General features: G+C 72.1%; 22 protein-coding genes. 12 read left to right on the top strand and 10 right to left on the bottom strand.

The window, feature by feature from the left end; genetic code table 11:
• Positions 1-112: 112 nt before the first annotated feature.
• On the top strand, positions 113-766 hold the full coding sequence (locus tag ACQPXB_RS17430; RefSeq protein ID WP_366586704.1) for a VC0807 family protein: 654 nt from the start codon (positions 113-115) through the stop codon (positions 764-766).
• On the top strand, positions 766-1,524 hold the full coding sequence (locus ACQPXB_RS17425) for an SDR family NAD(P)-dependent oxidoreductase (RefSeq protein ID WP_366586707.1): 759 nt from the start codon (positions 766-768) through the stop codon (positions 1,522-1,524). The genes ACQPXB_RS17430 and ACQPXB_RS17425 overlap by 1 nt, the downstream gene beginning before the upstream one ends.
• Positions 1,525-1,666: 142 nt before the next feature.
• On the opposite strand, the gene ACQPXB_RS17420 is transcribed toward ACQPXB_RS17425, so the two are convergent.
• Entirely contained in the window at positions 1,667-2,818 is a 1,152-nt protein-coding gene (locus ACQPXB_RS17420) for a PucR family transcriptional regulator (RefSeq protein ID WP_366586710.1), read from the bottom strand.
• Positions 2,819-3,017: 199 nt separating this feature from the next.
• On the opposite strand from ACQPXB_RS17420, the gene hpnC reads away from it, so the two are divergent.
• From hpnC to ACQPXB_RS17380, 8 genes are all read left to right on the top strand, one after another.
• Positions 3,018-3,893 carry a squalene synthase HpnC gene (gene hpnC, locus ACQPXB_RS17415; protein WP_386953284.1) on the top strand — a complete coding sequence of 292 codons (876 nt, stop codon included), beginning with the start codon at positions 3,018-3,020 and terminating at the stop codon, positions 3,891-3,893.
• Positions 3,890-4,747, top strand: a complete 858-nt coding sequence (hpnD, locus tag ACQPXB_RS17410; protein WP_432853267.1) for a presqualene diphosphate synthase HpnD — start codon at positions 3,890-3,892, stop codon at positions 4,745-4,747. Before hpnC ends, hpnD begins: the two co-directional genes overlap by 4 nt.
• A complete protein-coding gene (gene hpnE, locus ACQPXB_RS17405) occupies positions 4,744-6,096 on the top strand; it encodes a hydroxysqualene dehydroxylase HpnE (protein ID WP_432853263.1) in 1,353 nt (450 codons plus the stop codon). Before hpnD ends, hpnE begins: the two co-directional genes overlap by 4 nt.
• Positions 6,093-7,133 carry a polyprenyl synthetase family protein gene (locus tag ACQPXB_RS17400; protein ID WP_432853260.1) on the top strand — a complete coding sequence of 347 codons (1,041 nt, stop codon included), beginning with the start codon at positions 6,093-6,095 and terminating at the stop codon, positions 7,131-7,133. Before hpnE ends, ACQPXB_RS17400 begins: the two co-directional genes overlap by 4 nt.
• Positions 7,134-9,056 carry a squalene--hopene cyclase gene (gene shc / locus ACQPXB_RS17395; RefSeq protein WP_386953276.1) on the top strand — a complete coding sequence of 641 codons (1,923 nt, stop codon included), beginning with the start codon at positions 7,134-7,136 and terminating at the stop codon, positions 9,054-9,056.
• Positions 9,053-10,519, top strand: a complete 1,467-nt coding sequence (gene ispH / locus ACQPXB_RS17390) for a 4-hydroxy-3-methylbut-2-enyl diphosphate reductase (protein ID WP_366586724.1) — start codon at positions 9,053-9,055, stop codon at positions 10,517-10,519. The genes shc and ispH overlap by 4 nt, the downstream gene beginning before the upstream one ends.
• A 3-nt stretch (positions 10,520-10,522) precedes the next feature.
• Positions 10,523-11,524, top strand: a complete 1,002-nt coding sequence (hpnH, locus tag ACQPXB_RS17385; protein WP_366586726.1) for an adenosyl-hopene transferase HpnH — start codon at positions 10,523-10,525, stop codon at positions 11,522-11,524.
• Positions 11,525-11,654: 130 nt separating this feature from the next.
• The gene (locus ACQPXB_RS17380; protein WP_432853255.1) at positions 11,655-14,864 is read left to right on the top strand and encodes an NACHT domain-containing protein; all 3,210 of its coding nucleotides are present in this window, start codon (positions 11,655-11,657) and stop codon (positions 14,862-14,864) included.
• On the opposite strand, the gene ACQPXB_RS17375 is transcribed toward ACQPXB_RS17380, so the two are convergent.
• The 9 genes from ACQPXB_RS17375 to ACQPXB_RS17335 all read right to left on the bottom strand — a co-directional run bounded on the left by ACQPXB_RS17375 (position 14,789) and on the right by ACQPXB_RS17335 (position 21,637).
• Positions 14,789-15,766, bottom strand: a complete 978-nt coding sequence (locus ACQPXB_RS17375; protein ID WP_432853252.1) for a zinc-dependent alcohol dehydrogenase family protein — start codon at positions 15,764-15,766, stop codon at positions 14,789-14,791. The two genes, ACQPXB_RS17380 and ACQPXB_RS17375, sit on opposite strands and share 76 nt — an antisense overlap.
• A 37-nt stretch (positions 15,767-15,803) precedes the next feature.
• Positions 15,804-16,238, bottom strand: a complete 435-nt coding sequence (locus ACQPXB_RS17370; RefSeq protein ID WP_432853250.1) for a hypothetical protein — start codon at positions 16,236-16,238, stop codon at positions 15,804-15,806.
• Positions 16,239-16,307: 69 nt separating this feature from the next.
• On the bottom strand, positions 16,308-17,165 hold the full coding sequence (locus ACQPXB_RS17365) for an alpha/beta fold hydrolase (RefSeq protein ID WP_432853247.1): 858 nt from the start codon (positions 17,163-17,165) through the stop codon (positions 16,308-16,310).
• Between the two features lie 36 nt (positions 17,166-17,201).
• Entirely contained in the window at positions 17,202-18,137 is a 936-nt protein-coding gene (locus ACQPXB_RS17360) for a polysaccharide deacetylase family protein (protein ID WP_432853244.1), read from the bottom strand.
• A gap of 37 nt (positions 18,138-18,174) precedes the next feature.
• Positions 18,175-18,480, bottom strand: coding sequence for a putative quinol monooxygenase (locus ACQPXB_RS17355; RefSeq protein ID WP_366586742.1), 306 nt, complete (start codon positions 18,478-18,480; stop codon positions 18,175-18,177).
• Positions 18,481-18,591: 111 nt separating this feature from the next.
• Positions 18,592-19,608: a GlxA family transcriptional regulator gene (locus ACQPXB_RS17350; RefSeq protein ID WP_432853240.1), complete on the bottom strand. Its 1,017-nt coding sequence runs from the start codon at positions 19,606-19,608 to the stop codon at positions 18,592-18,594.
• A 56-nt stretch (positions 19,609-19,664) separates the two neighbouring features.
• Positions 19,665-20,549 (bottom strand): alpha/beta fold hydrolase, encoded by an 885-nt coding sequence (locus ACQPXB_RS17345; protein WP_432853237.1) that lies wholly within the window; start codon positions 20,547-20,549, stop codon positions 19,665-19,667.
• A 157-nt stretch (positions 20,550-20,706) separates the two neighbouring features.
• The gene (locus tag ACQPXB_RS17340) at positions 20,707-21,132 is read right to left on the bottom strand and encodes an Ohr family peroxiredoxin (RefSeq protein WP_366586750.1); all 426 of its coding nucleotides are present in this window, start codon (positions 21,130-21,132) and stop codon (positions 20,707-20,709) included.
• 43 nt (positions 21,133-21,175) lie between these two features.
• The gene (locus ACQPXB_RS17335) at positions 21,176-21,637 is read right to left on the bottom strand and encodes a DUF664 domain-containing protein (protein ID WP_432853234.1); all 462 of its coding nucleotides are present in this window, start codon (positions 21,635-21,637) and stop codon (positions 21,176-21,178) included.
• Positions 21,638-21,928: 291 nt separating this feature from the next.
• Here ACQPXB_RS17335 and ACQPXB_RS17330 point away from each other — a divergent pair, with 291 nt between their 5' ends.
• Both ACQPXB_RS17330 and ACQPXB_RS17325 read left to right on the top strand, forming a co-directional pair.
• The gene (locus ACQPXB_RS17330) at positions 21,929-22,501 is read left to right on the top strand and encodes a CGNR zinc finger domain-containing protein (protein WP_386953249.1); all 573 of its coding nucleotides are present in this window, start codon (positions 21,929-21,931) and stop codon (positions 22,499-22,501) included.
• Positions 22,502-22,636: 135 nt separating this feature from the next.
• Positions 22,637-24,229 (top strand): cytochrome c biogenesis protein DipZ, encoded by a 1,593-nt coding sequence (locus ACQPXB_RS17325; RefSeq protein ID WP_432853231.1) that lies wholly within the window; start codon positions 22,637-22,639, stop codon positions 24,227-24,229.
• Positions 24,230-24,237 lie beyond the last annotated feature (8 nt).

Here is a 24,237-nt window from a genome sequence, read left to right as displayed (position 1 = left end):
ATACTCACCTCACACCATTCCCATCCGCCGTGCCTATGCTGTTGAAAAATTCGTGGGCCGTGGGGGGATGGTCACCCCGCACCGGAGGTACTTGAACCGCATGCGACACCACATGACGATCGACCTCCCCTCGTTCCGCAACCTGGTCGTGGGCGGGGGTCGGCATCTGCTGGAGTCCACGCTCGTACCGGCCGGCCTGTTCTACCTCCTCCTGACTCTGGTCAGCTTCGACAGCGGAGTCATCGCCGCGCTGTGCTGGTCGGTCGTCGTCATCGTGACGCGCCTGGTGATGCGCAAGCCCGTCCCCGCGGTCCTGTGGCTCACCTCGGCGCTGCTGATCGCCCGGACCGCATTGGGCCTGGCCACGGGCAGTGCCTTCCTGTATTTCCTGCAGCCGACCCTACAGAACTTCGTGATCGCCAGCCTGTTCCTCGTGTCCGCGCCGTTCAACAAGCCGCTGCTCGCGCGGCTGGCCGGGGACTTCTGCTCGTTCCCGGACACGCTTTCGGGCCACCCCGGCATGCGGCGCTTCTTCCAGCGCGTGTCGGTGCTGTGGGCGCTCGTGTTCGCCGTGAACGGTTCCGTGACGCTGGTGATGCTCGCGAAGGCGACCGTCGGCAACTTCCTCATGGTCAGCACCGCGGGCTCGTACAGCCTGGTGGCGCTGGCGATCGTCGGCTCGCTGCTGTGGTTCCGGCGCTCGTTGCGCTCGGAGGGCATCGTGCTGCGGATGGCCTCGCGCAAGCCCGCGCTCACCACCGTCTGATGCCCGCTCCCCGCGGCACGGCGCTCGTCACCGGCGCTTCCTCGGGTATCGGCGAAGCCACCGCGCGGCTGCTCGCCGCCGCCGGAACACATGTTCTGCTGCACGGCCGCGACCGCGAGCGCCTGGCCGCGCTCGCCGCGCACACGGGCGGCACCGCTCTCGAAGCCGACCTCGCGGATCCCGAAGCCGCCGGCAAGCTGGCCGAGCGCGCGCTGGCCGTCACCGGCCGCGTCGACACGCTCGTGAACAACGCGGGCCTCGGCTGGGCCGGTCCGCTGACCGAGCTGTCCCCCGAGCTCCTCGCACAGCTGGTCGCGGTGAACCTGACCGCGCCGCTCGAGCTCACCCGCGCGCTGCTGCCCGGCATGCTGGCGCGGGGTCACGGCCGGATCGTGTTCGTGACGTCGATCGCCGGGCGCACCGGCGTCGCGGGCGAAGCCGTGTACGCGGCGACCAAGTCCGGTCTCGACGCGTTCGCCGACAGCCTCCGCTTCGAGCTGCACGGCACCGGAGTGGAGGTCGGCGTGGTGGTGCCCGGCGTGGTGCGCACCGCGTTCTTCGAGCGCCGCGGCCGCCCCTACACCCGCACGACCCCCCGGCCCGTGTCCGCCCAGCGCGTGGCCGCCGCGGTCGTCCGCGCGACGCACCGGCCCGGCGACTACTACGTGCCCCGCTGGCTGCGCGTCCCGGTCGCCCTGCGTGGCGCGGTGCCCGGCGCGTACCGCGCGCTCGCGACGCGGTTCGGCGCCGAAAGCTGACCGCTTCGGGCGCAGACCGAGCACGGCACCTCCCTGCCTCCGGGTCATGACAGCAGTGTCTCCCCGCCGTCAACAAACTTAGCCCTGCTAACCATTCTGAGGGCAACCCTTATTCCTCGCACGCCGTGTGGCACGGGGCACGTCACTGCGGGTCGGTCTGCCCTCCCGGCGGACCCCAGGCCAGGGCCAGCAGCAATGTCGCCCGGGCGTCCGGGTCGTCGAGCGCGGGCCCGAACAGCTCGTGGAGGCGGCCGAGGCGGTAGGACACCGTCTGCGGGTGGATGTGCAGGTCCTCGGCCACGGCCTTGCGGTCGCCGAGGTGCAGCAGCCACGAGCGCAGCGTGGTCTGGAGGCGCTCGCGTGAGGAGTCGTTGAGCTCGTCCAGCGGGGCCAGCGACCGCTTGCGCAGGACCTCCAGCAGCCGGTCGTCGCGGTGCACGATGATCGCGTCGAGGTGCTCGTCGGCGAACACGGGGTCGTCGGACAGCAGGCGGTCGCGGCGCAGCCGGGCCGTCACCTCGGCGATCCGCAGGCTCGCCGGCAGCCGGTCGACGGGCACGGTCGCCCCGACCACGGCACCACCGCCGCGCAGCGCCCGGGCCAGCCACGCGCGCCGGCCCGGTCCACCCGGGTCCGGGACGATCGTCACGAGCTGCCCCGGCCGGCGCAGCCGCAGGCACGTGTCGTCGAGGCGGGCCACGAGCTCGCGGCCGAGCTGGTTCTCGTCCTCCACCAGCACCACCGCGGCCGACCGCGGCAGCCGCCACTCCGCGCGCAGCGCCGCGGCCTGCACCGCCGCCCCGTCGGCGCGATCGGAGAGCAGCAGTTCGGTCAGCTCGTCGCGCAGCCGCTCGCGCATGCGCACGGCGTCGGACTGCTCCTGGAGGTAGCCCTTGAGCGAGGACTCCGACAGCTGGTCCACCAGCGCGAACACCGTGGTGGCGAGCGAGGCGAACAGCTCCGCGGGCACCTCGAGGTCCAGCGCGGCCTCCGACACGTGGCGCCACGCGACCCGCGCGCCCACGCGGTAGGCCGAAAGCAGGCTCGTCACCCGCCGGCCCTGGCGGTACTGCGTCCGCCCGATCTCCTCGAAGACCACTTGCTCGACGCCCGAGCCCAGCTCCGGCAGGTCCTCGTCCGGATCTTCGGCGAGGTTGATGAGCCGGCGCACGAACCCGGCGCTGGCCGTCACGATCTCCGCCAGCTCCTCGGTGAGGAACGCAGCGTAGTCGGGGTGCTGCTCGACGAGCTGATCACGAACTTCGTTCAGGATGACTGGGAGTCGCCTGGTCACGACAGTCTCCAGCTCACCCAGACGGGTCACCTGGTCTGATCCCATGTGCGCAGCTTGTCCTTCCGTAGCAGGTAGCAGGTCTACGGGGTCGGTCCGCCTTATCCTGACCCCACTTTGTCCGCTCGTGCCAAGTCGAAGCCAGCAAAATTCTTCTTCCGGTTGCAGAAGCCGCCCATAAGTGCGAGTCAGACTGTGTTCGATGAGATCGACTTCACCTGACGGTCACGCAGCGGACACGGACGGTCTGCTGGAGAAGCGGCACGCGGAGAACTTCCCGGTCGCGCTCCGGGTGCTGCCCCGGCGGCTGCGGTCGGATCTGCAGGCCGTCTACGCCGTCGCGCGCACGATCGACGACCTCGGCGACGAAGCCGACGGCGACCGCATCGCGCTGCTGAAGGCGTTCGGCGACGAGCTCTCGGCCGCCTTCGACGGCGCCCCGCCCACCGACTCCGCGATCCGCGGCCTCGTGCCGGCGATGCGCGCGGGGCGCGTGGAGCTCGAGCCGTTCCGCCGGCTGATCGAGGCCAACCTGCAGGACCAGCATGTGACGCGGTACGCGACGTACGAGGACCTGCGCGCGTACTGCCGGCTGTCGGCCGACCCGGTGGGCCGGATCGTGCTGCGCCTGTTCGACGTGCACGACCCCGAGGCCGAGGAGCTCTCGGACCGCGTGTGCACCGCGCTGCAGCTGCTGGAGCACTGGCAGGACGTGGCCGAGGACCACGGCAACGGCCGGATCTACCTGCCGCAGGAGGACCTCGCGGCCTACGGGGTCGCGGAGGACGAACTGGGCGAGGCGCGGGCCACGCGCCGGCTGAGAGAGCTGATGCGCTTCGAGATCGACCGCGCCGCGGCCCTCCTGGGCAGCGGCGCTGGTCTGGTCGGGCTCCTGCACGGCTGGGGCCGGCTGGCCGTGAGCGGGTTCGTGGCCGGCGGGCTGGCGACCGTCGACGCGCTGCGGAAGACGAACGGAGACGTGCTCGCCACGCAGGCCAAGCCGGGCAAAGCCGATGTGCTGGCGTGGCTCGTGTGGCTGCAGGTGGGTGAGCCCAAGACGGGGAGGCGGTCGGGATGAGCACGGTCGAAGAGGCGTACGAGCACTGCGCGCTGGTCACCAAGGAGCAGGCGCGCAACTTCTACTACGGGATCCGGCTGCTGCCGCCCGACAAGCGCTCGGCGTTGTGCGCGGTCTACGCGCTGGCCCGGATCGTCGACGACATCGGCGACGGCGATCTGCCACCCGAGGCGAAGCTGCAGGGCCTGGCCGACATCCGCAAGTCGCTCGGCGACCTGTCCGCGAGCACCGACCCGGTGTACCTCGCGGTCGCCGACGCGGCCCGGCGCTACCCGATCCCGCTCGGCGCGTTCGAGGAGCTGCTCGACGGGGTGGAGATGGACGTGACCGGCCGCGAGTACGTGCGGTTCGAGGACCTCGTGGAGTACTGCCGCTGCGTCGCCGGTTCGGTCGGGCGGCTGTGCCTGGGCGTGTTCGGCAGCAAGCCGGAGCCCGACGCGCCGACATACGCCGACGAGCTCGGAATCGCGTTGCAGCAGACCAACATCCTGCGCGACATCCGCGAGGACCTCCTCAACGGACGCGTCTACCTGCCCAAGGAGGACCTCGACCGGTTCGGCGTGGAGCTGAAGGTCGGCGAGGACGGCCGGCTGGCCGACGACGGCGGCGGGCTGACCGCGCTGGTCCACTTCAGCGCCGCCCGCGCCCGCGACTGGTACGCCCGCGGCCTGAAGCTCGTGCCCTCGCTCGACCGCCGCAGCGCCGCGTGCTGCACGGCGATGTGCGGGATCTACCGCACGCTGCTCGACCGCATCGACGAGCAGCCCTCGCTCGTGTTCGACCGCAGGCTTTCGTTGTCCGGCCGGGAAAAGGCGGTGGTCGCGGTTCGGGCGCTCACGGGGATCGGCCGATGACGGCCGAGGTCGCGGTCGTCGGCGGCGGGCTCGCGGGCATCGCGACCGCGCTGCGCTGCGCCGACGCCGGGCGTCCGGTGACGCTGTTCGAGGCGCGGCCCCACCTGGGCGGGCTCACGCACTCGTTCACGCGCGGCGAGCTGCACGTGGACAACGGCCAGCACGTGTTCCTGCGCTGCTGCACGGCTTACCTCGCGCTGCTGGACCGCCTCGGCGTCGCCGACCGCGTGATGCTGCAGCCCCGCCTGGAGATCCCGATCCGCACGCCGGGCTCCACGGAGTCGACGTGGCTGCGCCGCGGCGACCTGCCCGCGCCGCTGCACCTCGCCGCCTCCCTGCTGCGCTACGACCCGCTGCGCCCGCTGGATCGCGCGCGGTTCGCGTTGGCCGCGCTGGCGTTGCGCCGCGTGGACCCCACCGACGACCGCACCGACCGGCAGTCGTTCGGCGAATGGTTGCGCCGCCACGGGCAGAGTGCCGCCGCGATCGAGGCGCTGTGGGACCTCGTCGGGGTCGCGACGCTCAACGCGACGGCCGACGAAGCGTCGCTTTCCCTGGCCGCCACGGTGTTCCAGGAGGGCCTGCTCACCGACTCTGCCGCGGCCGACATCGGCTGGTCGCTCGTGCCGTTGCGCGAGCTGCACGGCGACGCCGCGCTCGACGCGCTCACCACGGCCGGCGCCGACGTGCGGACCGGCACGAAGGTGCGCAGCGTCGAGGAGACGGCCGGTGGCTGGCGGGTGCGCACCGACGACGGCGAGGCCACGTTCGGCCAGGTCGTGCTCGCCACTCCCCCGCCCGTCACGGAGAAACTCGCGCCACCGGGCGCGATCCCGCTGCCGCCCGGGTGGTCGGGCGGGCTGGGCAGCTCGCCGATCGTGAACGTCCACGTGGTGCTCGACCGCCGCGTGCTGGAGGAGCCGTTCGTCGCCGGCGTGCGCACGCCGGTGCAGTGGGTTTTCGACCGCACGCGCCAGTCGGGCCTCGAAACGGGCCAGTACCTGGCGATGTCGCTCTCGGCTGCCGACGACCTGATCGACCTGCCGACCGCGACGTTGCGCGAGCGCCTGCTGCCGGAGCTCACCGCGCTGCTGCCCGAAGCGCGCGGCGCGCAGGTGCTGGATTTCTTCGTGACCCGGGAACGGCACGCGACGTTCCGGCCCGGCCCGGGCACGGCGTCGCTGCGTCCGGGCGCGGAGACGTCCGCACGGGGGCTCTACCTGGCCGGGGCGTGGACCGCCACCGGCTGGCCCGCGACGATGGAGGGCGCTGCCCGCAGCGGTGCGGCCGCGGCGACCGCCCTCCTCGAGAAGAACGTGCACGAGGAGAAGGAGGGAGTCGGAGCATGACCGCCACCATGCGACCCGCCGCCGAGGCGGCCCCTGCGGTGCCGGCCACACTCGGCCGCACCCGTGACGCCGTGCAGCCGGTGCTGCGTGAAGCCGTCGACCGGCTGGACGAGACCAGCCGCGCAATCAGCGCGTACCACCTCGGCTGGACCGACGCCGACGGCACACCGGTGAGCGGCAACGGCGGCAAGGCCGTGCGGCCCGCGCTCGCGGTGCTCTCGGCGCTGGCCGCCGGCGCACCCGCCGAGACCGGCGTGCCCGGAGCCGTCGCCGTCGAGCTGGTGCACAACTTCTCGCTCGTCCACGACGACCTCATGGACGGCGACACCGAACGCCGCCACCGCCCCACTGTCTGGGCCCTCTGGGGTGCGCCGGCCGCCATCCTGACCGGCGACGCGATGCTCGCGCTCGCGCAGGAAGTGGTGCTGGACAGCGGTTCCCCGCACGCGATCCCCGCCGCTCTGCTGCTGTCGGAGACCACGCGCCGCCTCATCCACGGCCAGGTGCTCGACGTCCAGTTCGAACAGCGCGACGACGTGACGCTGCCCGAGTGCGTCACCATGGCCGGCGGCAAGACCGGCGCGCTGCTGTCCTGCAGCGCCGCGATCGGCGCCGTGCTCGCCGGCGCGCCCGCCGAGACCGTCGACGCCCTCGCGGTGTTCGGCGAAGAGGTCGGGTTGGCGTTCCAGCTCGTGGACGACGTGCTCGGCATCTGGGGCGACGCGGCCGTGACCGGCAAGCCCGTGTACTCCGATCTGCGGGCGCGCAAGAAGTCGCTGCCCGTCACCTACGCGATCACCCATGGCGGCGCTAAGGGCCGCGAGCTCGCGGAGTGGCTCGCGGGCGAGGAGACGAGTGACGAGGCCGAGCTGGCGCGTGTCGCCGCGCTCGTGGAGTCGGCCGGCGGCCGCGAGTGGGCCACGACCGAGGCCGCGCGCCGCGTCGGGACGGCCGAGCGCGCGCTGTCGGCAATCCCCGAAGGGCCACGCGAGGAGCTCATCGGCATCGCCCGTTTCATCGTGCACAGGGAGGCGTGAATGACGCAGACCGTCCCCGGGACGTCCACTTCGGACACCCCGAGCGAAGGCTCGCGTACTCCGGAAGAAACCCTCGCCGCCGGCGTCGGGTTCCTGCGCGGGGAGCAGGACGCGGCGGGCTGGTGGAAGGGCGAGCTCGCCACCAACGTCACGATGGATGCCGAAGACCTGCTGCTGCGCCAGTTCCTCGGCATCCTCACCGAACAGCAGAAGCAGGAGTCGGCGCGCTGGATCCGGTCGCAGCAACGCGACGACGGCACGTGGGCCAATTTCCCCGGCGGCCCGGCGGACCTGTCGACCACGGTCGAAGCGTGGGTCGCGCTGCGGCTGGCGGGTGACCCGGCCGACGCGCCGTGGCTCGCCGAGGCGGCCGGCTGGATCCGCGCGAACGGCGGCCTGGAGAGCACCCGCGTGTTCACGCGGATCTGGCTCGCGATGTTCGGCCAGTGGTCGTGGGACGACCTGCCGAACCTGCCCCCGGAGCTGATCTTCCTGCCCTCGTGGTTTCCGCTCAACGTCTACGACTTCGCGTGCTGGGCGCGCCAGACGATCGTGCCGCTCACGATCGTCGGCACGCTGCGGCCGAAGCGGCGGCTGCCGTTCGACGTCGCCGAGCTGCGCGTCGGCGAGAGCCCGAAGAAGTCCGCGGCGCCGTGGTCGTGGGACGGGGTGTTCCAGAACCTCGACACCGCACTGCACACGTACGCGAAGCTGCCGTTCAACCCGGTGCGCAAGGTCGCGATGCGCCAGGCCGCCGAGTGGATCCTCGCGCGCCAGGAGTCCGACGGTTCGTGGGGCGGCATCCAGCCGCCGTGGGTGTACTCGATCCTCGCGCTGCACCTGCTGGGCTACCCGCTCGACCACCCCGCGCTCAAGGCCGGGCTCGAAGGTCTCGAGAGCTTCACCATCCGCGAGGAGACCGAGCAGGGCTGGGTGCGCCGGCTCGAGGCGTGCCAGTCGCCGGTGTGGGACACCGCGCTCGCGATGACCGCGCTGCTCGACGCGGGCGTCTCCCCTGGCGACGAGACGCTGGTGCGCGCGACGGAGTGGATGCTGGGCGAGGAGATCACCGTGCCGGGCGACTGGATGGTGCGCCGCCCGTCGCTCGCGCCCGGCGGGTTCGCGTTCGAGTTCGCCAACGACGGTTACCCCGACACCGACGACACCGCCGAGGTCGTGCTCGCGCTGCGGCGCATGGGCCGGCCGGACCACCTGCGCATCCGCGCCGCGATCGACCGCAGCGTGAAGTGGCTCGAAGGCATGCAGTCGAGCGACGGCGGCTGGGGCGCGTTCGACGCGGACAACACCCAGGTGCTGGCCACGAAGCTGCCGTTCTGCGACTTCGGCGCCGTGATCGACCCGCCGTCGGCGGACGTCACCGCGCACGTCGTGGAGATGCTGGCGGCCGAGGGCAAAGCGGACACGGTCGAATGCCGCCGCGGCGTGAAGTGGCTGCTGGACAACCAGGAGGCCGACGGTTCGTGGTTCGGCCGGTGGGGCGCGAACTACGTCTACGGCACGGGCGCGGTCGTGCCCGCGCTGGTGCTGGCCGGCGTTCCCGCGTCCGACATCCGGATCCGCCGCGCCGTGCGGTACCTGACCGAGCACCAGAACCCCGACGGCGGCTGGGGCGAGGACCTGCGCTCCTACGACGACCCGGGGAAGTGGTCGGGCCGCGGCGAGTCGACGCCGTCGCAGACCGCGTGGTCGCTGCTCGCGCTGCTGGCCGCCGGCGAGCGGGACTCGGCGGCGACGACGCAGGGCGTGGCGTGGCTGTGCGAGCAGCAGCGCGAAGACGGGGGCTGGGACGAGGACTTCCACACGGGTACCGGATTTCCCGGCGACTTCTACCTGTCGTACCACCTCTACCGCGTGGTGTTCCCGCTGTCGGCGCTCGGCCGGTACGTGCGGAGCGGCTCGTGAGACCGGCCGTGCTGTGCGCGCCGCTGCGGATCGAGCGGGCGGCCTTGCGTGCCGCCGGCCTGCCGGTGGTGCGCACGGGCCTGGGCCCGCGACGGGCGGCGGCCACCGCTGCGCGCCTGCCCGAGGGACCTCGTCTCGTCGCCGGGATCGGCGGCGGGCTCGCTTCCCACGTGCGGCCGGGTGACCTGGTGGTGGCCGACGAGGTGCGCGGGCCGGACGGCGTGGTCGCGGTGCCGACCGCTCCCCTGCTCGCCGGCGCGTTGCGGCGGCTGGGTTTGACGGTCCACATCGGACCGGTGCTCGGGGTCGACCACGTGGTGGGGGAACGGGAACGCGAAACGCTGGCCGCCTCGGGTGCGCTGGCCGTCGACATGGAGTCCCACCGGCTGGCCGCCCCCGGGCAGCCGTTCGCCGTCGTTCGGTCCATTGTGGACACTGTTGGTGCACCGCTTGTGCGGCCCGGCACGGTTTCCCACGGCCTGGCCGGGCTGCGCAGCCTGCGGGCGGCCGGGCCGGCACTCACGGCGTGGGCGGCGGCGACCGGGCCGCGGCAGCTGCTGATGGCGAGCCCACGGTCGTTCTGCGCCGGCGTGGAGCGGGCGATCGACATCGTGGACCGCGCGCTGGCCAAGCACGGCGCGCCGGTGTACGTGCGGCGCCAGATCGTGCACAACACCCACGTGGTGCGGCAGCTGCAGGAGCGCGGCGCGGTGTTCGTCGACGAGGTCGAGGAAGTGCCGGAGGGCGCGACGCTCGTGTTCGCCGCCCACGGCGTGACCCCGGCGGTGCGGCGCGACGCGGCGGAGCGCGACCTGTCGGTGATCGACGCGACGTGCCCGCTGGTGACCAAGGTGCACAACGAGGTGCGCCGCTACAGCGGCCGCGGCGACACGGTGTTCCTCATCGGGCACGCCGACCACGAAGAGGTGGAAGGGACCGTCGGGGAGGCACCCGGTTCGGTCGTGGTGGTGGAGGACGTCGCGGCGGCCCGCACCGTGACCGCCACCGGCGGGGTCGCCTACACCATGCAGACCACGCTGGCGCTCGACGAGGCCGAGGAGATCGCGGGCGTGCTGCGCGAGCGGTTCCCCGGGTTGTCGGCGCCGCGCAAGGACGACATCTGTTACGCCACCACCAACCGGCAGCAGGCGCTGCGGGCGATCGCGCGCGAGGTCGACCTCGTGCTGGTGGTGGGCTCGGCCAACTCGTCCAACTCGCGCCGGCTCGTGGAAGTCGCGGAGCGAGAGGGCACGCCGGCCGTGCTGGTCGACGGAGTTTCGGACATCGACCTGCGCCGCCTGGCCGGCGCGGGCCGGATCGGACTCACCGCGGGCGCCTCGGCTCCGCCGCACCTCGTGGACGAGGTCGTGGCGGGCCTGGGCGGACTCGGGCCGGTCACCGTCGCCGAAAGCCGGCTGACGGACGAAGAAATCACTTTCACCCTACCTCGGGAGGTGCTCTGAGCCATGGCCATGCCGTTGCGTCAGTCCGTGCGACTGGGCGGTTATCTGATGAAGCAGAAGCTGCTGCGCAAGGAAAAGTTCCCGCTGCTGGTCGAGCTTGAGCCGCTGTTCGCCTGCAACCTCAAGTGCGCCGGCTGCGGCAAGATCGCGCAACCGCACACGCTGCTCAAGCAGCGCATGCCGGTGGAGCAGGCCGTGGGCGCCATCGAGGAGAGCGGCGCGCCGATGGTGTCCATCGCCGGCGGCGAGCCGTTGATGCACCCGAAGATCGACGAGATCGTGCAGCAGCTGCTCGACCGTCGCAAGATCGTGTTCCTCTGCACCAACGCCCTGCTGCTGCACAAGCACATCCACAAGTTCAAGCCCCACCACAACTTCGCGTGGATGGTGCACATCGACGGCCTCGAGCAGCGCCACGACGCGTCGGTGCGCAAGGAGGGTGGGTTCGCCGCGGCGGTCGAGGCGATCAAGCTCGCCAAGGAAAAGGGCTTCCGCGTGATGACCAACACGACGTTCTTCGACGGGGACACCGCCGAAGACGTGGTCGACGTGCTGAACTACCTCAACGACCTGGGCGTCGACAACATGCAGATCTCGCCCGCGTACGCCTACGAGAAGGCCCCGGACCAGGAACACTGGCTCGGCGTGCAGCAGACGCGCGAACTCTTCACGAAGGCCTTCGGCGGCGGCAACCGCAAACGCTGGCGCCTCAACCACTCGCCGGTGTTCCTCGACTTCCTGGAGGGCAAGCGCGACCTGGAGTGCACCCCGTGGGGCATCCCGTCCTACTCGCTGCTCGGCTGGCAGCGCCCGTGCTACCTCCTCGACGACGGTTACGCGAAGACCTACAAGGAGCTCATCGAGGAAACCGACTGGGACGCCTTCGGCCGCGGCAAGGACCCGCGGTGCGACAACTGCATGGCCCACTGCGGGTACGAGCCGACCGCGGTGATCGCCACGCTGGGCTCGCTGAAGGAGTCGGTGCGGGCGGCCGTCGGTCACTGAGGTCCTGCCACTGGGGAAAGCCGCAGGTCTTTCGGGACCTGCGGCTTTCTTCTTGCGCGCCACGGGTTTGTGCCACACTGTCCGGCACGGAAACCGGCTCAGGGGGGGCGTCACGGTCATCGAAAGCGCGGTGCTGAAGGTCGGCGAGGCCGTGGCGAAGCAGGTCGCCTTGCAGTGGCTGGCCGAGAAGAAGGCGGCCGGCCGGCGGGGCCGTGACCTCGCGTTACTCGTGCGGGCCCGGTTCCCCTTGCGCCGCCAGGAACGCGACGTGCTGGCCGCGTTGACGAGCATCGAGGACGACGTGGCGGAACGGCTCACGCCGGGCCTCACCGACGCCGCCCACGGCCTGGCCGAAAACGAGCGCGAGGCCGCGCTGGCCGCCGTCGCGGACGCGTTGCTCGCCGCCGACCTGTCCGACACCGGCTTGTTCGCGGCCGACCTGGATCCTTCGGCGCTGGCCACCGCGGTGCGCGCGCAATGGCCGGTGGCGCGGGCCGCGCTGTCTTCGCCGGCCGAGCGGCTGTTCGAGATCGGGCTGGACCGCGCCTGTGTCGTGCTGACGCACCTGGTCAGGGAGCTGCCGGAATTCAACGCCGCCGTGGGTGTGGAGCAGCTGCGCCGGCTGCGGGCCGTGCTCGACGGCATCGACCGCGTCCTCGACCGGCTGCCTTCGCGCGAGCTCGGCGCGCCGGAGGGCACGGACTTCGACGCGCAGTTCCGCCGCCGGTACCTCGACCGCGTCGTGCGCTCCTACGAGCGATTGGAGGTCATCGGCCTCACCGCGCACTCCTACGAACCGCGCACCACGCTCAGCGTCGCGTACCTGAGCTTGACGGTGACCGCGGACGCCGAACGCGCCGCGCGGCGCCCGCGTGACCGCGGCGTGCCGGGCCGGCTGGGCGACGACCCGGGCGCGCGCCAGGCGACGGACAACATCCGCGTCGAGGCGGCGCTGGGCGGCAGCCGCCTCACCGTGATCCGCGGCGAGGCCGGCGCCGGCAAGTCCACGCTGCTGCGCTGGCTGGCCGTCAACGCCGCCCGCTCGGCGTTCACCGACCAGCTGGCGGGCTGGAACGGCTGCGTGCCGTTCCTGGTGAAGCTGCGCGACTTCGCCGACGGCCCGTTGCCCCGCGGCGACGAGCTCCTGACCCAGCCGAGCTCCCCGCCGTGGGGGCCGGCGCCGCGCGAGTGGGTGCACCGCCGGCTCGAATCCGGCGAGGCCCTGGTGCTCGTCGACGGCGTGGACGAGCTCGTCGCCACCCGGCGGGCCGCCGTCCGCACGTGGCTGCGCGACCTGCTCGCGGGTTACCCCGACATCCGCGTCGTGGTGACCTCCCGCCCGACCGCCGTGACGTCGAAGTGGCTGCTGGCCGAGGGGTTCCGCTCGGTCGTGCTGGAACCCATGAGCGCCGCCGACGTCCAGGTCTTCCTCCGCCGCTGGCACGCGGCGTTGCTGGACTCCACGTCCGCACCCGACCTGCTGCCCTGCCGCCCGGAGGAGGTGCCGGAACACCAGCGCGTCCTGTTGGCGCAGCTGCAGGCCCGGCCGCATCTCCGCGCGTTGGCCCGCAGTCCCCTGCTGTGCGCGATGGTGTGCGCGCTGAACCTCGACCGCCGCGCGCGTTTGCCCCGCGACCGCCTCGCCCTGTACTCCGCGGCCCTCGACATGCTGCTGGAACGCCGCGACGCCGACCGCAACGTGTCTGCCGGCGACGACATCCAGGCCACGGTGGCGGAGAAACTCGCGTTGCTGCGGGCGTTGGCCTGGTGGCTGAACGAGAACGGCCGGACGGAGATGTCCCGCGAGCAGGCTCTGGCGCGGATCTCGTCGCGGCTGCGGGGCATGCCCGGGGTTTCGGAGTCTGCGGATGTGCTGCTGGACCACCTCATCGAACGCAGCGGCGTGATCCGGCAGCCGGTCGCCGGTCGGGTGGACTTCATCCACCGGACCTTCCAGGAGTTCCTGGCCGCCGGGGAAGCCGTGGACCGGGACAGCATCGACCTCCTGGTGAGCCACGCCCGCTCCGACCTGTGGCGCGAGACGGTGCTGATGGCCTGCGCACAGGCAAGCCCTGATCAGCGAGGACGGTTGCTGTCGGGGATCTTGGCCGCGGCGGCTTCGGCCTCGGCGAGGACCGCCCGGCAGTTGCTGCTGCTGGCCGCCGCCTGCCGGGAGACCGCGGTCTTGGCGCCACCGGAGGTGCTAGCCCGGGTCGATACGGCCGTCCGAGGCTTGGTGCCGCCGCGCAGCGTGCGGGAAAGCCGCTCGCTCGCCACGGTCGGCGAGTCCATTTTGGACTACCTGCCGAAGGATCTGGCCGATCTCTCGGCGGCCCAGGCAGCGGCTTGCGTCCGCACCGCGGCCCTCGTGAACGGACCCGCGGCGCTCGAGACGCTGGCCGTATGCACCCGACCTGCGCTCGAAGGTCCAGGAAGAGCTGGTGGCGGGCTGGAAGTACTTCGACCCGGAGACCTACGCCGACCGGGTTCTGGCCGCCGCGCCCCTGACCCGGAAGATCGGCGGCAGGACCGAGATCGACTTCGCCGGCGCCCTTCCTTTCCTGCACCGGCTCAAGAACCTCGTTCGCACCAGGGTGGACCTGTGGGACCACGGCCCCGTCGAGGAGGAAGTTCACGAGCTGGGCCGGTTGCGCCACCTCGAGGAACTGGTGCTGCTCGGAGACCTGGCTCCCGGCTCGCTCCCCGAACTCGGCAACCTCACGAAGCTCGATTTCCTGTTCCTGAACTTCACGACGGGCTGGCCGAAGGAACTCCCGACGCTGGCCCGGCTGACCCGCCTCGAAAACCTCTACCTCACGAACGCCGCGGAAGTCGAAGACTTCTCGTTCCTGGGCGGAATGCCGAACCTCAATGGCATCTTCCTGGCGAACAACTCACCCGGCGCCTGGGTCTGCCACCTCGCGGAACCGGCGAAGATCATCGCCACCACGTGTGGCCCGGACACGAACACCGAGGACCTCAAGACGGTCGCCGGGTCACTGACCGGCGTCAGGTACCTCACCTTCACCGGATGTTCGGACCTCGACCTGAGCTGCCTGGCATCGCACCACGTTCGCAGCGTCACGTTCATCCAGTGCTCGGACATCGACGTGGCTCCGCTCGCCGCACAAGCGTCGCTGCGCTACCTGACCTTGACCGGTTTCCAGGGCGAGGTCGACCTCGCGCCGTTCGCCGATCTCGAGATCACCATCCGGCTGGGGCCCGAAACCGTCGCGGCGAACGTCGGCAAGCTCGGACCAGGGGTCACTCTGCACCGAAAGTGAAGAGGATCTTGCCGCGGCGGCCGGCGGTCAGGGAGTGGGCGAAGGCGTCCTCGTAGTCCGCCAGCCGGTAGGTCGCCTCGACCGGCGCGGTGAGTTCGCCGGTGGCCACCAGGTCGGCGAGGTCGTCGTAGAGAGCGGTCACCTCGGCGGCCGGGGCGGTGCGGAGCCAGTTCATCAGCCAGAAGCCGGTGAGGGTGATGCCGCGGAAGACGATGTCCGCCGGGGAGATCCGGGGGGCGCCTTCGGGGAAGGCGTAGGTGACGACGGTGCCGCCGTCCTTCAAGGAACGGGTGAGGTCCTTGACGACCGGGCCGCCGGTGGCGTCGAGGATCAGCGAGAGCTGCTCGCCGGCGAGGGCGGACTTGAGGGAGGCGCGGAGGTCGCCGTCGGAGACCACGGCCTGGTCGCCGCCCGCGGCGAGGACTTCGGCGGCCGCGTCGGGGCGGCGCACGACGTTCAGCGTGCGCAGGCCGGCGCGCCGGGCGAGGGTGATGAGGTAGCGGCCCATGGCGGAGTTGGCGGCGGTCTGGGCGATCCACGAACCGGGCTCCAACTGACCGTGCGAGCGCAGCAGCTGGTACGCCGTCGCGGGGTTGACGGCGAGCATGGACAGCTGGAGGACATCGGCGTCCTCGCGGATCGGCAGGACGTTTCGCCGCGGGAGCACCACTTCGTCCGCCCACAGGCCCTGTTCCATGGTCGGCAGGATCAGCACGCGCTTGCCCACGAGCTCGGCATCGCCCGCCACGACCCGGCCCACGCCCTCCGCGCCGAGGGTCGCGGGCAGCGCCGGGCGGACGCCGTAGAGGCCGCGCATCAGCAGGAAGTCCGCGGGGTTGAGCGGCGCGGCGAGCATCTCGACCACGACGTCGTCGGGCCCGGGCGCCGGAACCGGGGCGTCGTCGAGCCGGACGGAGGTGGCGGGGTCGCCGAACTCGGTGAGCAGCAAGCGGGCCATCGGGAGGTCCTCTCGGGAAGTCGGCGGAAGGAACGGATCAGCGCGAACTCGCGGACGGCGCAGTCCCGACCTCGGAATCGGCCGAAGTCGGCGCGCCGTCAGAAGCGGCGAGACCCGGCGCGGCGTCGGAAACCGCCCGCCCCGGCGCGGCCGCGCCCCCGACCAGCCCCGCCAGCGCCAGCGCCGCCCCGAGCGGACGGTGGTTCACCACGATCTCGTCGATCTCGCCGCGTTCGTCGAAGTGGAAGGTGCCGGTGCCGAAGATGGTGTGCTCGCCGACCTGGGCCGTGTACTCCTCCACCTGCCGGTCCCCGGCGTCGACGCGGTAGCGGACCGTCATGCCCGAATAACACGCCCCGACGGCGCGGACCTGCGTTTTCACGGCTTCCGGGCCGTGGAGCACGCCGTCGAGGATGGTGCCGGCGAGGCGGACGCCGGGCGAGAGGCGGGAGAAGAACCAGGGTTCGGTCACCCCGCAAGGCTATGACAGCTGTCATGATTGTCAAGCGCGACGGACGACACAACCAACCGGCGAACGGCTCTATCGAGCCAGCAGGTCGTGCAGCGCCGCGCCGACCACGGCCGCACCCGAATGGGTCATGATCGTGGCCGCGTGGTCGGCGCCCGCGATGCGGCGAGGGCGGCGCAGGGTGGGCAGGGCGGCGCGGAAGCCGGCCAGGGCTTCATCGCTGTACGCGGGCGGCGTGCCCGGCCCGGAGCTCCACTCCGCGCACACCACCTCGGTCGGCACGGCGATCTCCCGCCAGCGCGACTCGCCGAAGAACACGTCGGTCGCGTCGGCCAGCACGGCTTCGCGGCTGAGGAACACGCGGCCGTCGGAGAGGTCGTGGTCGAGGCAGTCGCGCAGGAGCGGGTCGGCGGCGTCGAGCAAGGGGTTGGCGCGCGTGAAATAAGCCAGGTACTCGTCGACGCCGGCCCAGCGCCGCGAGACGCGCTCCAGCTGCGGCGTGAACGCGGCGGGCACCGTCTCGGGCGTGAGGCCCGGCGGCACGGCCATCGGGAGCCCGCCGTCGACCAGCACGAGCCCGCGCACCCGGTCCGGCCGGCGCGTGGCCAGCTCCACCGCGACGAAGCCGCCCATGGACATCCCGCACACGTCGACCACCGGGTGCTCCAGCGCGTCGAGCACTCGCACGAGGTCGGAAGCGTGCTGCTGCAACGAAGACGGGCCGGCCACCGCGAAGCTCCCCGCACGCCCCCGCAGGTCCGGCATCACCAGCGACAGGTCCGGCGCCTCGGCCCGCAACCAGTTCCACAGCCGGCGGTTGCTCGTGACGCCGTGCACGGCGAGCACCGGCGCCGAGGCCGCGGCCACCACCTCCACGGCCAGCGCCCCGCCCTCGACCGCCACCGACACCGTCCTCGCGTCACCCACCATGAGAACACCGTAACGACCGAGGACCACTGTGGACAGTCACGGTCCGATCGGCTCCCAGTCCCGGTGGTGATCCACCCACCACCGCGCGATGTCGAGCCGCCGCAGGAAACGGACCCCCGGCTGCTCCGTGGCATACCGGACGAAATCCCGCACGGCCGCCGCGCGCCCGGCCTGACCGCTCCACCGCGGGTGCAGCCCCACGGTCATCATCCGCGCCCCGAAGCCGTCGTCGGCTTCCTCGCACAGGTAGTCGAGCGCGAGCCGCAGGCTTTCGAAGAACTGCGCCGGCGAGCCGTAGGTCGGGCTCAGCAGGTAACGGGTGTCGTTGTACACCTTGGAATACGGCACGATCAGCAGCCCGCGCTCCGAAAAGTACGGCAGCTCGTCGTTGCACGGATCCGAATCGTAGAGGAACCCGCCTTCCTCCACGAGCAGGTCGAGCGTGTGCTCGCTCGGGAACGACCGCACGTACCATCCGCGCGGCCGCTGCCCCGTCGTCCGCTCCAGCGACGCGATCGCGCGGTGCAGGTGGTCGCGCTCCTCGTCGACGGACATGCGCGCGTAGTCGAGCCAGCGGTAGCCGTGGCCGATCACGTCGTGGCCGCGTTCGCGGATCCACTCCGCGACGGCCGGATTCCGCTCCAGCGCGACCGCGCACGCGCCGACGCTCACCGGCACCGCGTACCGGTCGAAGATCCGCGCCAGCCGCCAGATGCCGACGCGGCTGCCGAACTCGTAGTGCGTCTCGGTGCCGAGGTCACGCACCTCGGGGCCGACCTCGTAGGCGTACTCGCCCCAGCCATCGTTGCGGCCGTCGCCGTCGGGGATGGAGTACTCGGCCCCCTCCTCGTAGTTCACGACGACGTTCACCACGACCTTGGCGTCGCCGGGCCAGCGCACGCGCGGCGGGTACCGGCCGTAGCCGACGAAGTCACGCGGCGGCACGGTGGCCGGGTCACGGGGTTCGGGCACGAACCCAGCGTGGCACGGCCGCCGCGTCCCGGCAGGGTCAGTGCGGCGGGAGCTTCGCGGCCAGCACGCCCACCGGCGTGATCGTGGGCGCCGTGGCGAAAAGCTCGTCGCCGCGCAGCTCGATCTGCCGGCGCACCTCGCCCTGGAGATGCGCTTCGCGGTCCTGCTCCGTCTCGAAGGCGTCGAAGATCCGGAACGACGAGGGCCCGAGACGGAAGCCGAACCACGCCAGGGTGCCCGGCTCGGCGTCCACAAGGGACTTCGCGTCGATCAGAAACTGCGCGACATCGTCCTCCTTCCCGGCCTTCGCTTCGAACTCGACGAAAAATCCGTACGCCGGCATGGTTTCCTCCTCACCCGGGCCACCGTGGCCCGGCTCTTCGACGCTAGCTGGCGGAAAGCGTGGTGGACGCTCGGATCCCGCCAAATCGGGCCTCACCCGGCGCCGGGTTCGTCACGAGGCGGCCGGAGTGGCGCGAAAGGTGGCCCGGTAGCTGCCCGCCGTGGTGCCGACCTGGCGTTCGAAGTGGCGGCGCAGCGTCTCCGCGGACCCGAACCCCACCATCGCGGCGACCTCCGAGATCCGGTGGTCGGTCGTCTCCAGCAGCACCTTGGCGGCGGCCACGCGCTCGCGGTTGATCCAGTCGAACACCGTCATCCCCGTGGCCCGGCGGAACTTCCGCACCAGGCTCCGCTCGCTCAGGTGCACCTGCGACGCCAGCCCGGCCAGCGTCAACGGCTCGTGCAGGTGCTCCCGCAGCCACGCCAGGAACGACCCGAGCGCCGGCTCCCCCGCGATCCGGATCGAGTCCTTCACGAACTGCGCCTGCCCACCCGGGCGCCGCGGCGCCGCCACCAGCAGCCGGCCGACGTCGCCGGCGTAGGCCTGGCCCAGGTCCTCGGCCAGCAGGTGCAACGCGAGGTCCGTCGCGGAGAAGATCCCGCCCGACGTGTGCACCGGACCGTCGTCCACGTACAGGCAGCCCGGTTCCAGCTCGACCTGCGGGAACTCCCGGCGGAACTCCTCGGTGAACAGCCAGTGCGTGGTCGCGCGGCGCCCGTCCAGCAGCCCGGCACGGGCCAGGAGGAACGCGCCCCCGCAGAACGACACCATGCGCGCACCGGCCTCCGCCGCACCGCGCAACGCCCGCACCACCGACCGCGGCCGCTCCGCCAGCGGGTCCTCGACGCCCGGCACCATCACCGTGTCGGCGGTCAGCAGTGTCTCCAGCGGCGCGAGCTCCCCGAAGTCCACCCTCGAAGGCAGCACCTGGCGCGGCTCCTCGCCGCAGAGCACCACCTCGTACGCGCTGCCGTGATCGCCGGTCAGCTCGGCGATCGCCGCCATCCGCGGGCCGAACACCTGGTGCACCACGGTGACCTCCAGCGCCACGGAATCGGGCACGACCAGCACCGCGATCACGTGCTTGGCGCGACCGCGCGAGGTGACGGGCGTCTTCGCGGGGTGCATCACTGCTCCTGATCCGGCGGGTGCCCAGGAGACCGGGGCCCCGCCGCCGAGCGGGGTCACAGCCGGACCGCTTCGAGCACGGCGTCCACGAACGCGCGCGGCGTTTCCTGGGGCAGGTTGTGCCCCGCGCCGGGCACGCGGTGGTGCACACGCGGGCCGGTGAAGTGTTTCGCCGACGCCGTGCCGTCGGTCGCCGGGAAGCTGCCGTCGGCGAGCCCGTCGAGCGTCACCGCCGGCACCGTGATCGGTGGCTGCGCCAGCAGCCGCGCCTCGAGGGCGGCGTAACGAGGATCGCCCGGCGCCGCGCCCTGGCGCACGCGGTAGTTGTGGATGACCACGTCCACGTAGTCCGGATTGTCCATCGCGGCGGCCGCGATGTCGAGGTCGGCGCTCGTGAAGCGCCACTGCGGCGAGTTGCGCCGCCACACCAATTCCGCCAGGTCACGGCGGGAACGCGTCAGCGCCGTGCGGCCACGCTCGGTCAAGAAGAAGTAGAAGTACCAGTGCGCCGATTCGGTGCCGGGCGCGTCCGGGGCGGACGCGAGCACGTCCGGGTCCAGGTTCTGGATCAGGTAGCTGTTCACCGACACCAGCGCGCGGCACCGCTGCGGCCACAGCGCCGCGGCGACGTCGAGGGCGCGCCCGCCCCAGTCGTAGCCGCCGAACACCGCGCTCTCGACACCGAGCGCGTCGAGGAACGCGACCTGGTCGGCGCCGAGCGCGGCCTGCTGGCCGGAGCGGATCGTCGTGGCGTCGCGGAAGCGGGTGGCGCCGTGGCCGCGCAGGTAGGGCACCAGCACGCGGAAGCCGCGGCGCGCCAGGGCGGGCGCGACCTCGGCGTAGGCGTGCGGGCTGTAGGGCCAGCCGTGGCCGAGCAGCACCACGTCGCCGCCGGCCGGGCCGACCTCGTGGTAGGCGAGGTCGAGCAGGTCGGTGCGCACGTGGCGGACCGGGCCCTCCCCGCGGAGGCCACGGCCGGGCCGGCCGCGGCCTCCGCGGGGAGGGCCGGGAGCGAGGCGGCGACCGCCCCCGCGCCCACGGCCTTCCCGAACGCCCGCCGGGAGATCATGGTGTGCTCCTCGTCGGTCGGGCGCACTGTCAGGCGACGGTGGCGTCGATGGTGACCTCGACGTTGCCGCGCGTCGCCTTCGAATACGGGCAGATCTGGTGCGCGGCGTGGCCCAGCTCTTCGGCGGTCGCCTGGTCCACACCGGACACTTCGAGGTGCAGGGCGGCGCTGAGCCAGAAGTCGGCCGCCTCGTTGTGCAGGGTGATGTCGGCGACCACGGCGAGGTCGGCGAGCTTCACCTTCTTCTGCGCCGCGACGATCTTCACCGCGCCGAGGAAGCACGAGGCCCAGCCGGCACCGAGCAGCTGCTCCGGGTTGGTCGCGCCGCCGTTGCCGCCGAGCTCCTTCGGGATGGCGAGGGTGACGTCGAGCGAACCGTCGGCAGCGGTCGCCCGCCCGCCGTTGCGGCCCTCGCCGGTGGCGGTGACGACCGCGGTGTAGGTGGTTTCAGTCATGGCAACTGTCCTTTCTCGACAGAACTTCGGGGAACTTCGGGGGTCAGGCGGGAATGCGGGCTTGCGCGAGCAGCACGTCACGCAGGATTTCGAGCTGGCCGTGGTGCTGGACGAGGTCGGCGCACAGGTGCAGCAGCGCGCCGCCCGCGTCGAGCGGGTCGCCGAAGCCGGCCAGCGCGGCGGGCACGGTGGCGTGCGGGTCCGCGCGGGTCACGTCTTTCTTGAGCTGCCGCAGGGTCTTGCGCACGCGGTCGAGCAGCGGCGCGACCGGACCGGCGGCGGTGAACTCGGCGTCGCGGTCGCGGTGGGCGGCGTGGCCGGAGACGACCTCGCCGGCCCAGTACGCCGTGGCACCGAGGCAGTGGTTGAGCACCGCGTACGGCGTGTTGGCGCCGGGCAGCTCGAGCCGGGTGTTGGCCAGATCGTCGCCGAGCTGCTCGACGATCGCGGCCATGCCGGTCAGCGCCCGGGTGACGACGTGCAGGTACTGGCCGGTGGTGATCACCGGTACTCCCCCGGCCCGAAACCGGGCACCGGGGTGCCGGTGAGCGCACCCATGGTGACGAGCAGGTTCCGCAGGACGAGCAGCAGCGAGACAGTCGGATCCATCGAAGGTGAGACCTTTCCGGACGGGGGCCGCGGTTTCCGCGGGGCCCCGGTGGCGATGCCGAAACTCTTGCACGCTTATTCGTCACCAGTCAAGACGGTTACGCATTTTTGCCACACATTCCGGTTAACCTGTTTTTACCGGTTAGCAATTGTTGCGTTCTTTTTCGTCACCTGTCAGACTGGTGCGATGGAACACGCCTTCCCCTGCGGGAACCCGGCACTCGACTTCGTCGGGACCCTGCGCGCCCGGCGCAACGCCGAACCCCTGGAGAAGCTCGGCTCGCCGCGCAACCTCGACGCGTGGTTCCGCGAGTCCGGGGTCACCGACACCGACCCGGGCAGCCGGCCGCAGGACGTGCTCGCCGCCATCGAACTGCGCGAGGCCATCTACGCGCTGGTCGCGGCGCGGCTGACCCACCACGAGCCCGACCTGCGGGCCATGGACGTGGTCAACGAGTTCGCCGCGCACCCCTCGACGGTTCCTCAGCTGTCGATCGACGGTCGCCGCCTGGAGGCGACCCCGGCGCAAGCGCTGTCGTCGGTGGCGCGCGAGGCCGTGGAGATCCTCGGCGGGCCGGACGCCGATCTGCTCAAGGAGTGCGGCCGGCCCGAGTGCACGCAGGTCTACCTCGACCGCTCCCGCGGGTCGCGGCGCGAGTGGTGCGCCATGGCGACCTGCGGCAACAAGATGAAGGCCGCCGCCTACCGGGCGCGCCAGCGCGGCAACCCGCCCCTGTCCCCGTCGCGGCAGGCCGGCTGACCCGCTCCCCCGGCACGACCAGGCCGGTGAAGGCACTCCGCCTTCGCCGGTCTTTTTCGTGGCACAAGTCATAACTACTCTGACAGGTTATGAATAGACGCTAGGCTGCGAGCAATTCGTCCTCGGGGAGAAATCATGCTCACTCTTGTGCTCGCCGGTCTGCTCGCGGGAGCGGTCACGAGCATTTCGCCGTGCGTGCTGCCGGTGCTGCCCGTGGTGCTCACGGCCGGGTCGCGCCGGCCCGTGCGCGTGGTGGCCGGGCTCGTGGTGAGCTTCGGCCTGGCGACGCTGTTCGGCTCCCTCGTGCTCAGCGCGTTCCACCTGCCGCAGGACCTGCTGCGCGACGCCGGCATCGCGGTCCTCGCCCTGCTCGGACTGGGCCTCGTCTCGCGGCGCGTCGGCGAGCTGCTGGAACGGCCGTTCGCGCGGCTTCGCGGCCGCGCGGCCGATCCGGACGCGGGCGGGTTCACCGTCGGTCTCGCCCTCGGCCTGGTCTACGTGCCGTGCGCGGGCCCGGTGCTCGCGACCATCGCCGTGCTCGGTGCGACGCACCGGATCGGGTTCGGCGCGCTGGTCCTCACGGCGGCGTTCGGCGTCGGGGCCGGGATTCCGCTGCTCGCGCTCGCCCTGGCCGGCGACGCGCTCACGCGCCGCGTCCGGTACCTGCGCGCCCGCGCCCGGGCGATCCGCGTGACCACCGGCGTCGCGTTGCTGGCCGTCGCAGCGGCCACGGCCTTCGACCTCACCGCCGGCCTGCAGCGCACCGTGCCGGACTACACGGCGGCGCTGCAGAAGTCGTTCGAGGCCGGCACTTCCGCGTCCGCGAGCCTGCACCGGCTCACCGCCGCACCCGAGCCCACGGGCATCACCGCGTGGCTCAACACCCCGGGCGGGCAGCCGCTGACACTCGCGAGCCGCCGCGGGAAGGTCGTGCTCGTCACGTTCTGGACCTACAGCTGCGTGAACTGCCTGCGCGCCCTCCCGCACTACGAAAGCTGGTACCGCACCTACCGCGGTGCGGGGCTCGTGGTGCTCGGGGTGCACACGCCGGAGTTCGCGTTCGAGCACGAGCCCGCCAACGTCGCCGCCCAGGCCAAGGCCCTCGGCGTCGACTACCCGGTGGCGATCGACAACGACTACGCCACCTGGAACGCCTACGGCAACCAGTACTGGCCCGCCTCCTACCTCGTCGACGCGTCGGGCCAGGTCCGCGGCTCCCACTTCGGCGAAGGCGCGTACACGGACACCGAGCAGCAGATCCGCGACCTCCTCACCGACGCCGGCGCCGGACCCCTGCCACCGCCCACCGACGTCCCCGACGCAACGCCGGTCGAGGCCACCACGCCGGAGACCTACCTCGGGCCCGCCAACGCACCCGTCGACATCACCGGCGACCAGCCGCCGCCGGGCCAGACCCGCACCCTGCGCTTCCCCGCCGCCGTCGCGTCCGACACCTTCGCCCTCGACGGCACCTGGACCGCGTCCGGCGAGTCCCTCACCGCGGGCCCGTCCGCGCGGCTGCGCCTGAACTTCCGCGCCCGCGCCGTCCACCTCGTCCTCGGCGGCACGGGCACACTCACCGTCGAGCTCGACGGCACCCGCACGACAGTGCCGGCCTCGGGCGTGCCGAAGCTCTACACCCTCGTTTCCGGCCCGGCAGCACGCCATTCGACGCTGACGCTGTCGCTCACCCCGGGACTTCAGGCGTACGACTTCACCTTCGACTGAGCCGACTG

The sequence above is a fragment of the Amycolatopsis sp. CA-161197 genome, assembly GCF_050942255.1.
Lineage (GTDB): Bacteria > Actinomycetota > Actinomycetes > Mycobacteriales > Pseudonocardiaceae > Amycolatopsis.
This window is presented reverse-complemented; position numbering and strand designations above follow the sequence as displayed.

Excerpts from the sequence above, each read along its gene's own strand:
- ACQPXB_RS17430 (WP_366586704.1), top strand. The coding sequence starts at position 113 with ATGACGATCGACCTCCCCTCGTTCCGCAACCTGGTCGTGGGCGGGGGT.
- ACQPXB_RS17425 (WP_366586707.1), top strand. The coding sequence starts at position 766 with ATGCCCGCTCCCCGCGGCACGGCGCTCGTCACCGGCGCTTCCTCGGGT.
- hpnC (WP_386953284.1), top strand. The coding sequence starts at position 3,018 with ATGAGATCGACTTCACCTGACGGTCACGCAGCGGACACGGACGGTCTG.
- hpnD (WP_432853267.1), top strand. The coding sequence starts at position 3,890 with ATGAGCACGGTCGAAGAGGCGTACGAGCACTGCGCGCTGGTCACCAAG.
- hpnE (WP_432853263.1), top strand. The coding sequence starts at position 4,744 with ATGACGGCCGAGGTCGCGGTCGTCGGCGGCGGGCTCGCGGGCATCGCG.
- ACQPXB_RS17400 (WP_432853260.1), top strand. The coding sequence starts at position 6,093 with ATGACCGCCACCATGCGACCCGCCGCCGAGGCGGCCCCTGCGGTGCCG.
- shc (WP_386953276.1), top strand. The coding sequence starts at position 7,134 with ATGACGCAGACCGTCCCCGGGACGTCCACTTCGGACACCCCGAGCGAA.
- hpnH (WP_366586726.1), top strand. The coding sequence starts at position 10,523 with ATGGCCATGCCGTTGCGTCAGTCCGTGCGACTGGGCGGTTATCTGATG.
- ACQPXB_RS17375 (WP_432853252.1), bottom strand. The coding sequence starts at position 15,766 with ATGGCCCGCTTGCTGCTCACCGAGTTCGGCGACCCCGCCACCTCCGTC.
- ACQPXB_RS17365 (WP_432853247.1), bottom strand. The coding sequence starts at position 17,165 with ATGGTGGGTGACGCGAGGACGGTGTCGGTGGCGGTCGAGGGCGGGGCG.
- ACQPXB_RS17355 (WP_366586742.1), bottom strand. The coding sequence starts at position 18,480 with ATGCCGGCGTACGGATTTTTCGTCGAGTTCGAAGCGAAGGCCGGGAAG.
- ACQPXB_RS17350 (WP_432853240.1), bottom strand. The coding sequence starts at position 19,608 with ATGCACCCCGCGAAGACGCCCGTCACCTCGCGCGGTCGCGCCAAGCAC.
- ACQPXB_RS17340 (WP_366586750.1), bottom strand. The coding sequence starts at position 21,132 with ATGACTGAAACCACCTACACCGCGGTCGTCACCGCCACCGGCGAGGGC.
- ACQPXB_RS17330 (WP_386953249.1), top strand. The coding sequence starts at position 21,929 with ATGGAACACGCCTTCCCCTGCGGGAACCCGGCACTCGACTTCGTCGGG.
- ACQPXB_RS17325 (WP_432853231.1), top strand. The coding sequence starts at position 22,637 with ATGCTCACTCTTGTGCTCGCCGGTCTGCTCGCGGGAGCGGTCACGAGC.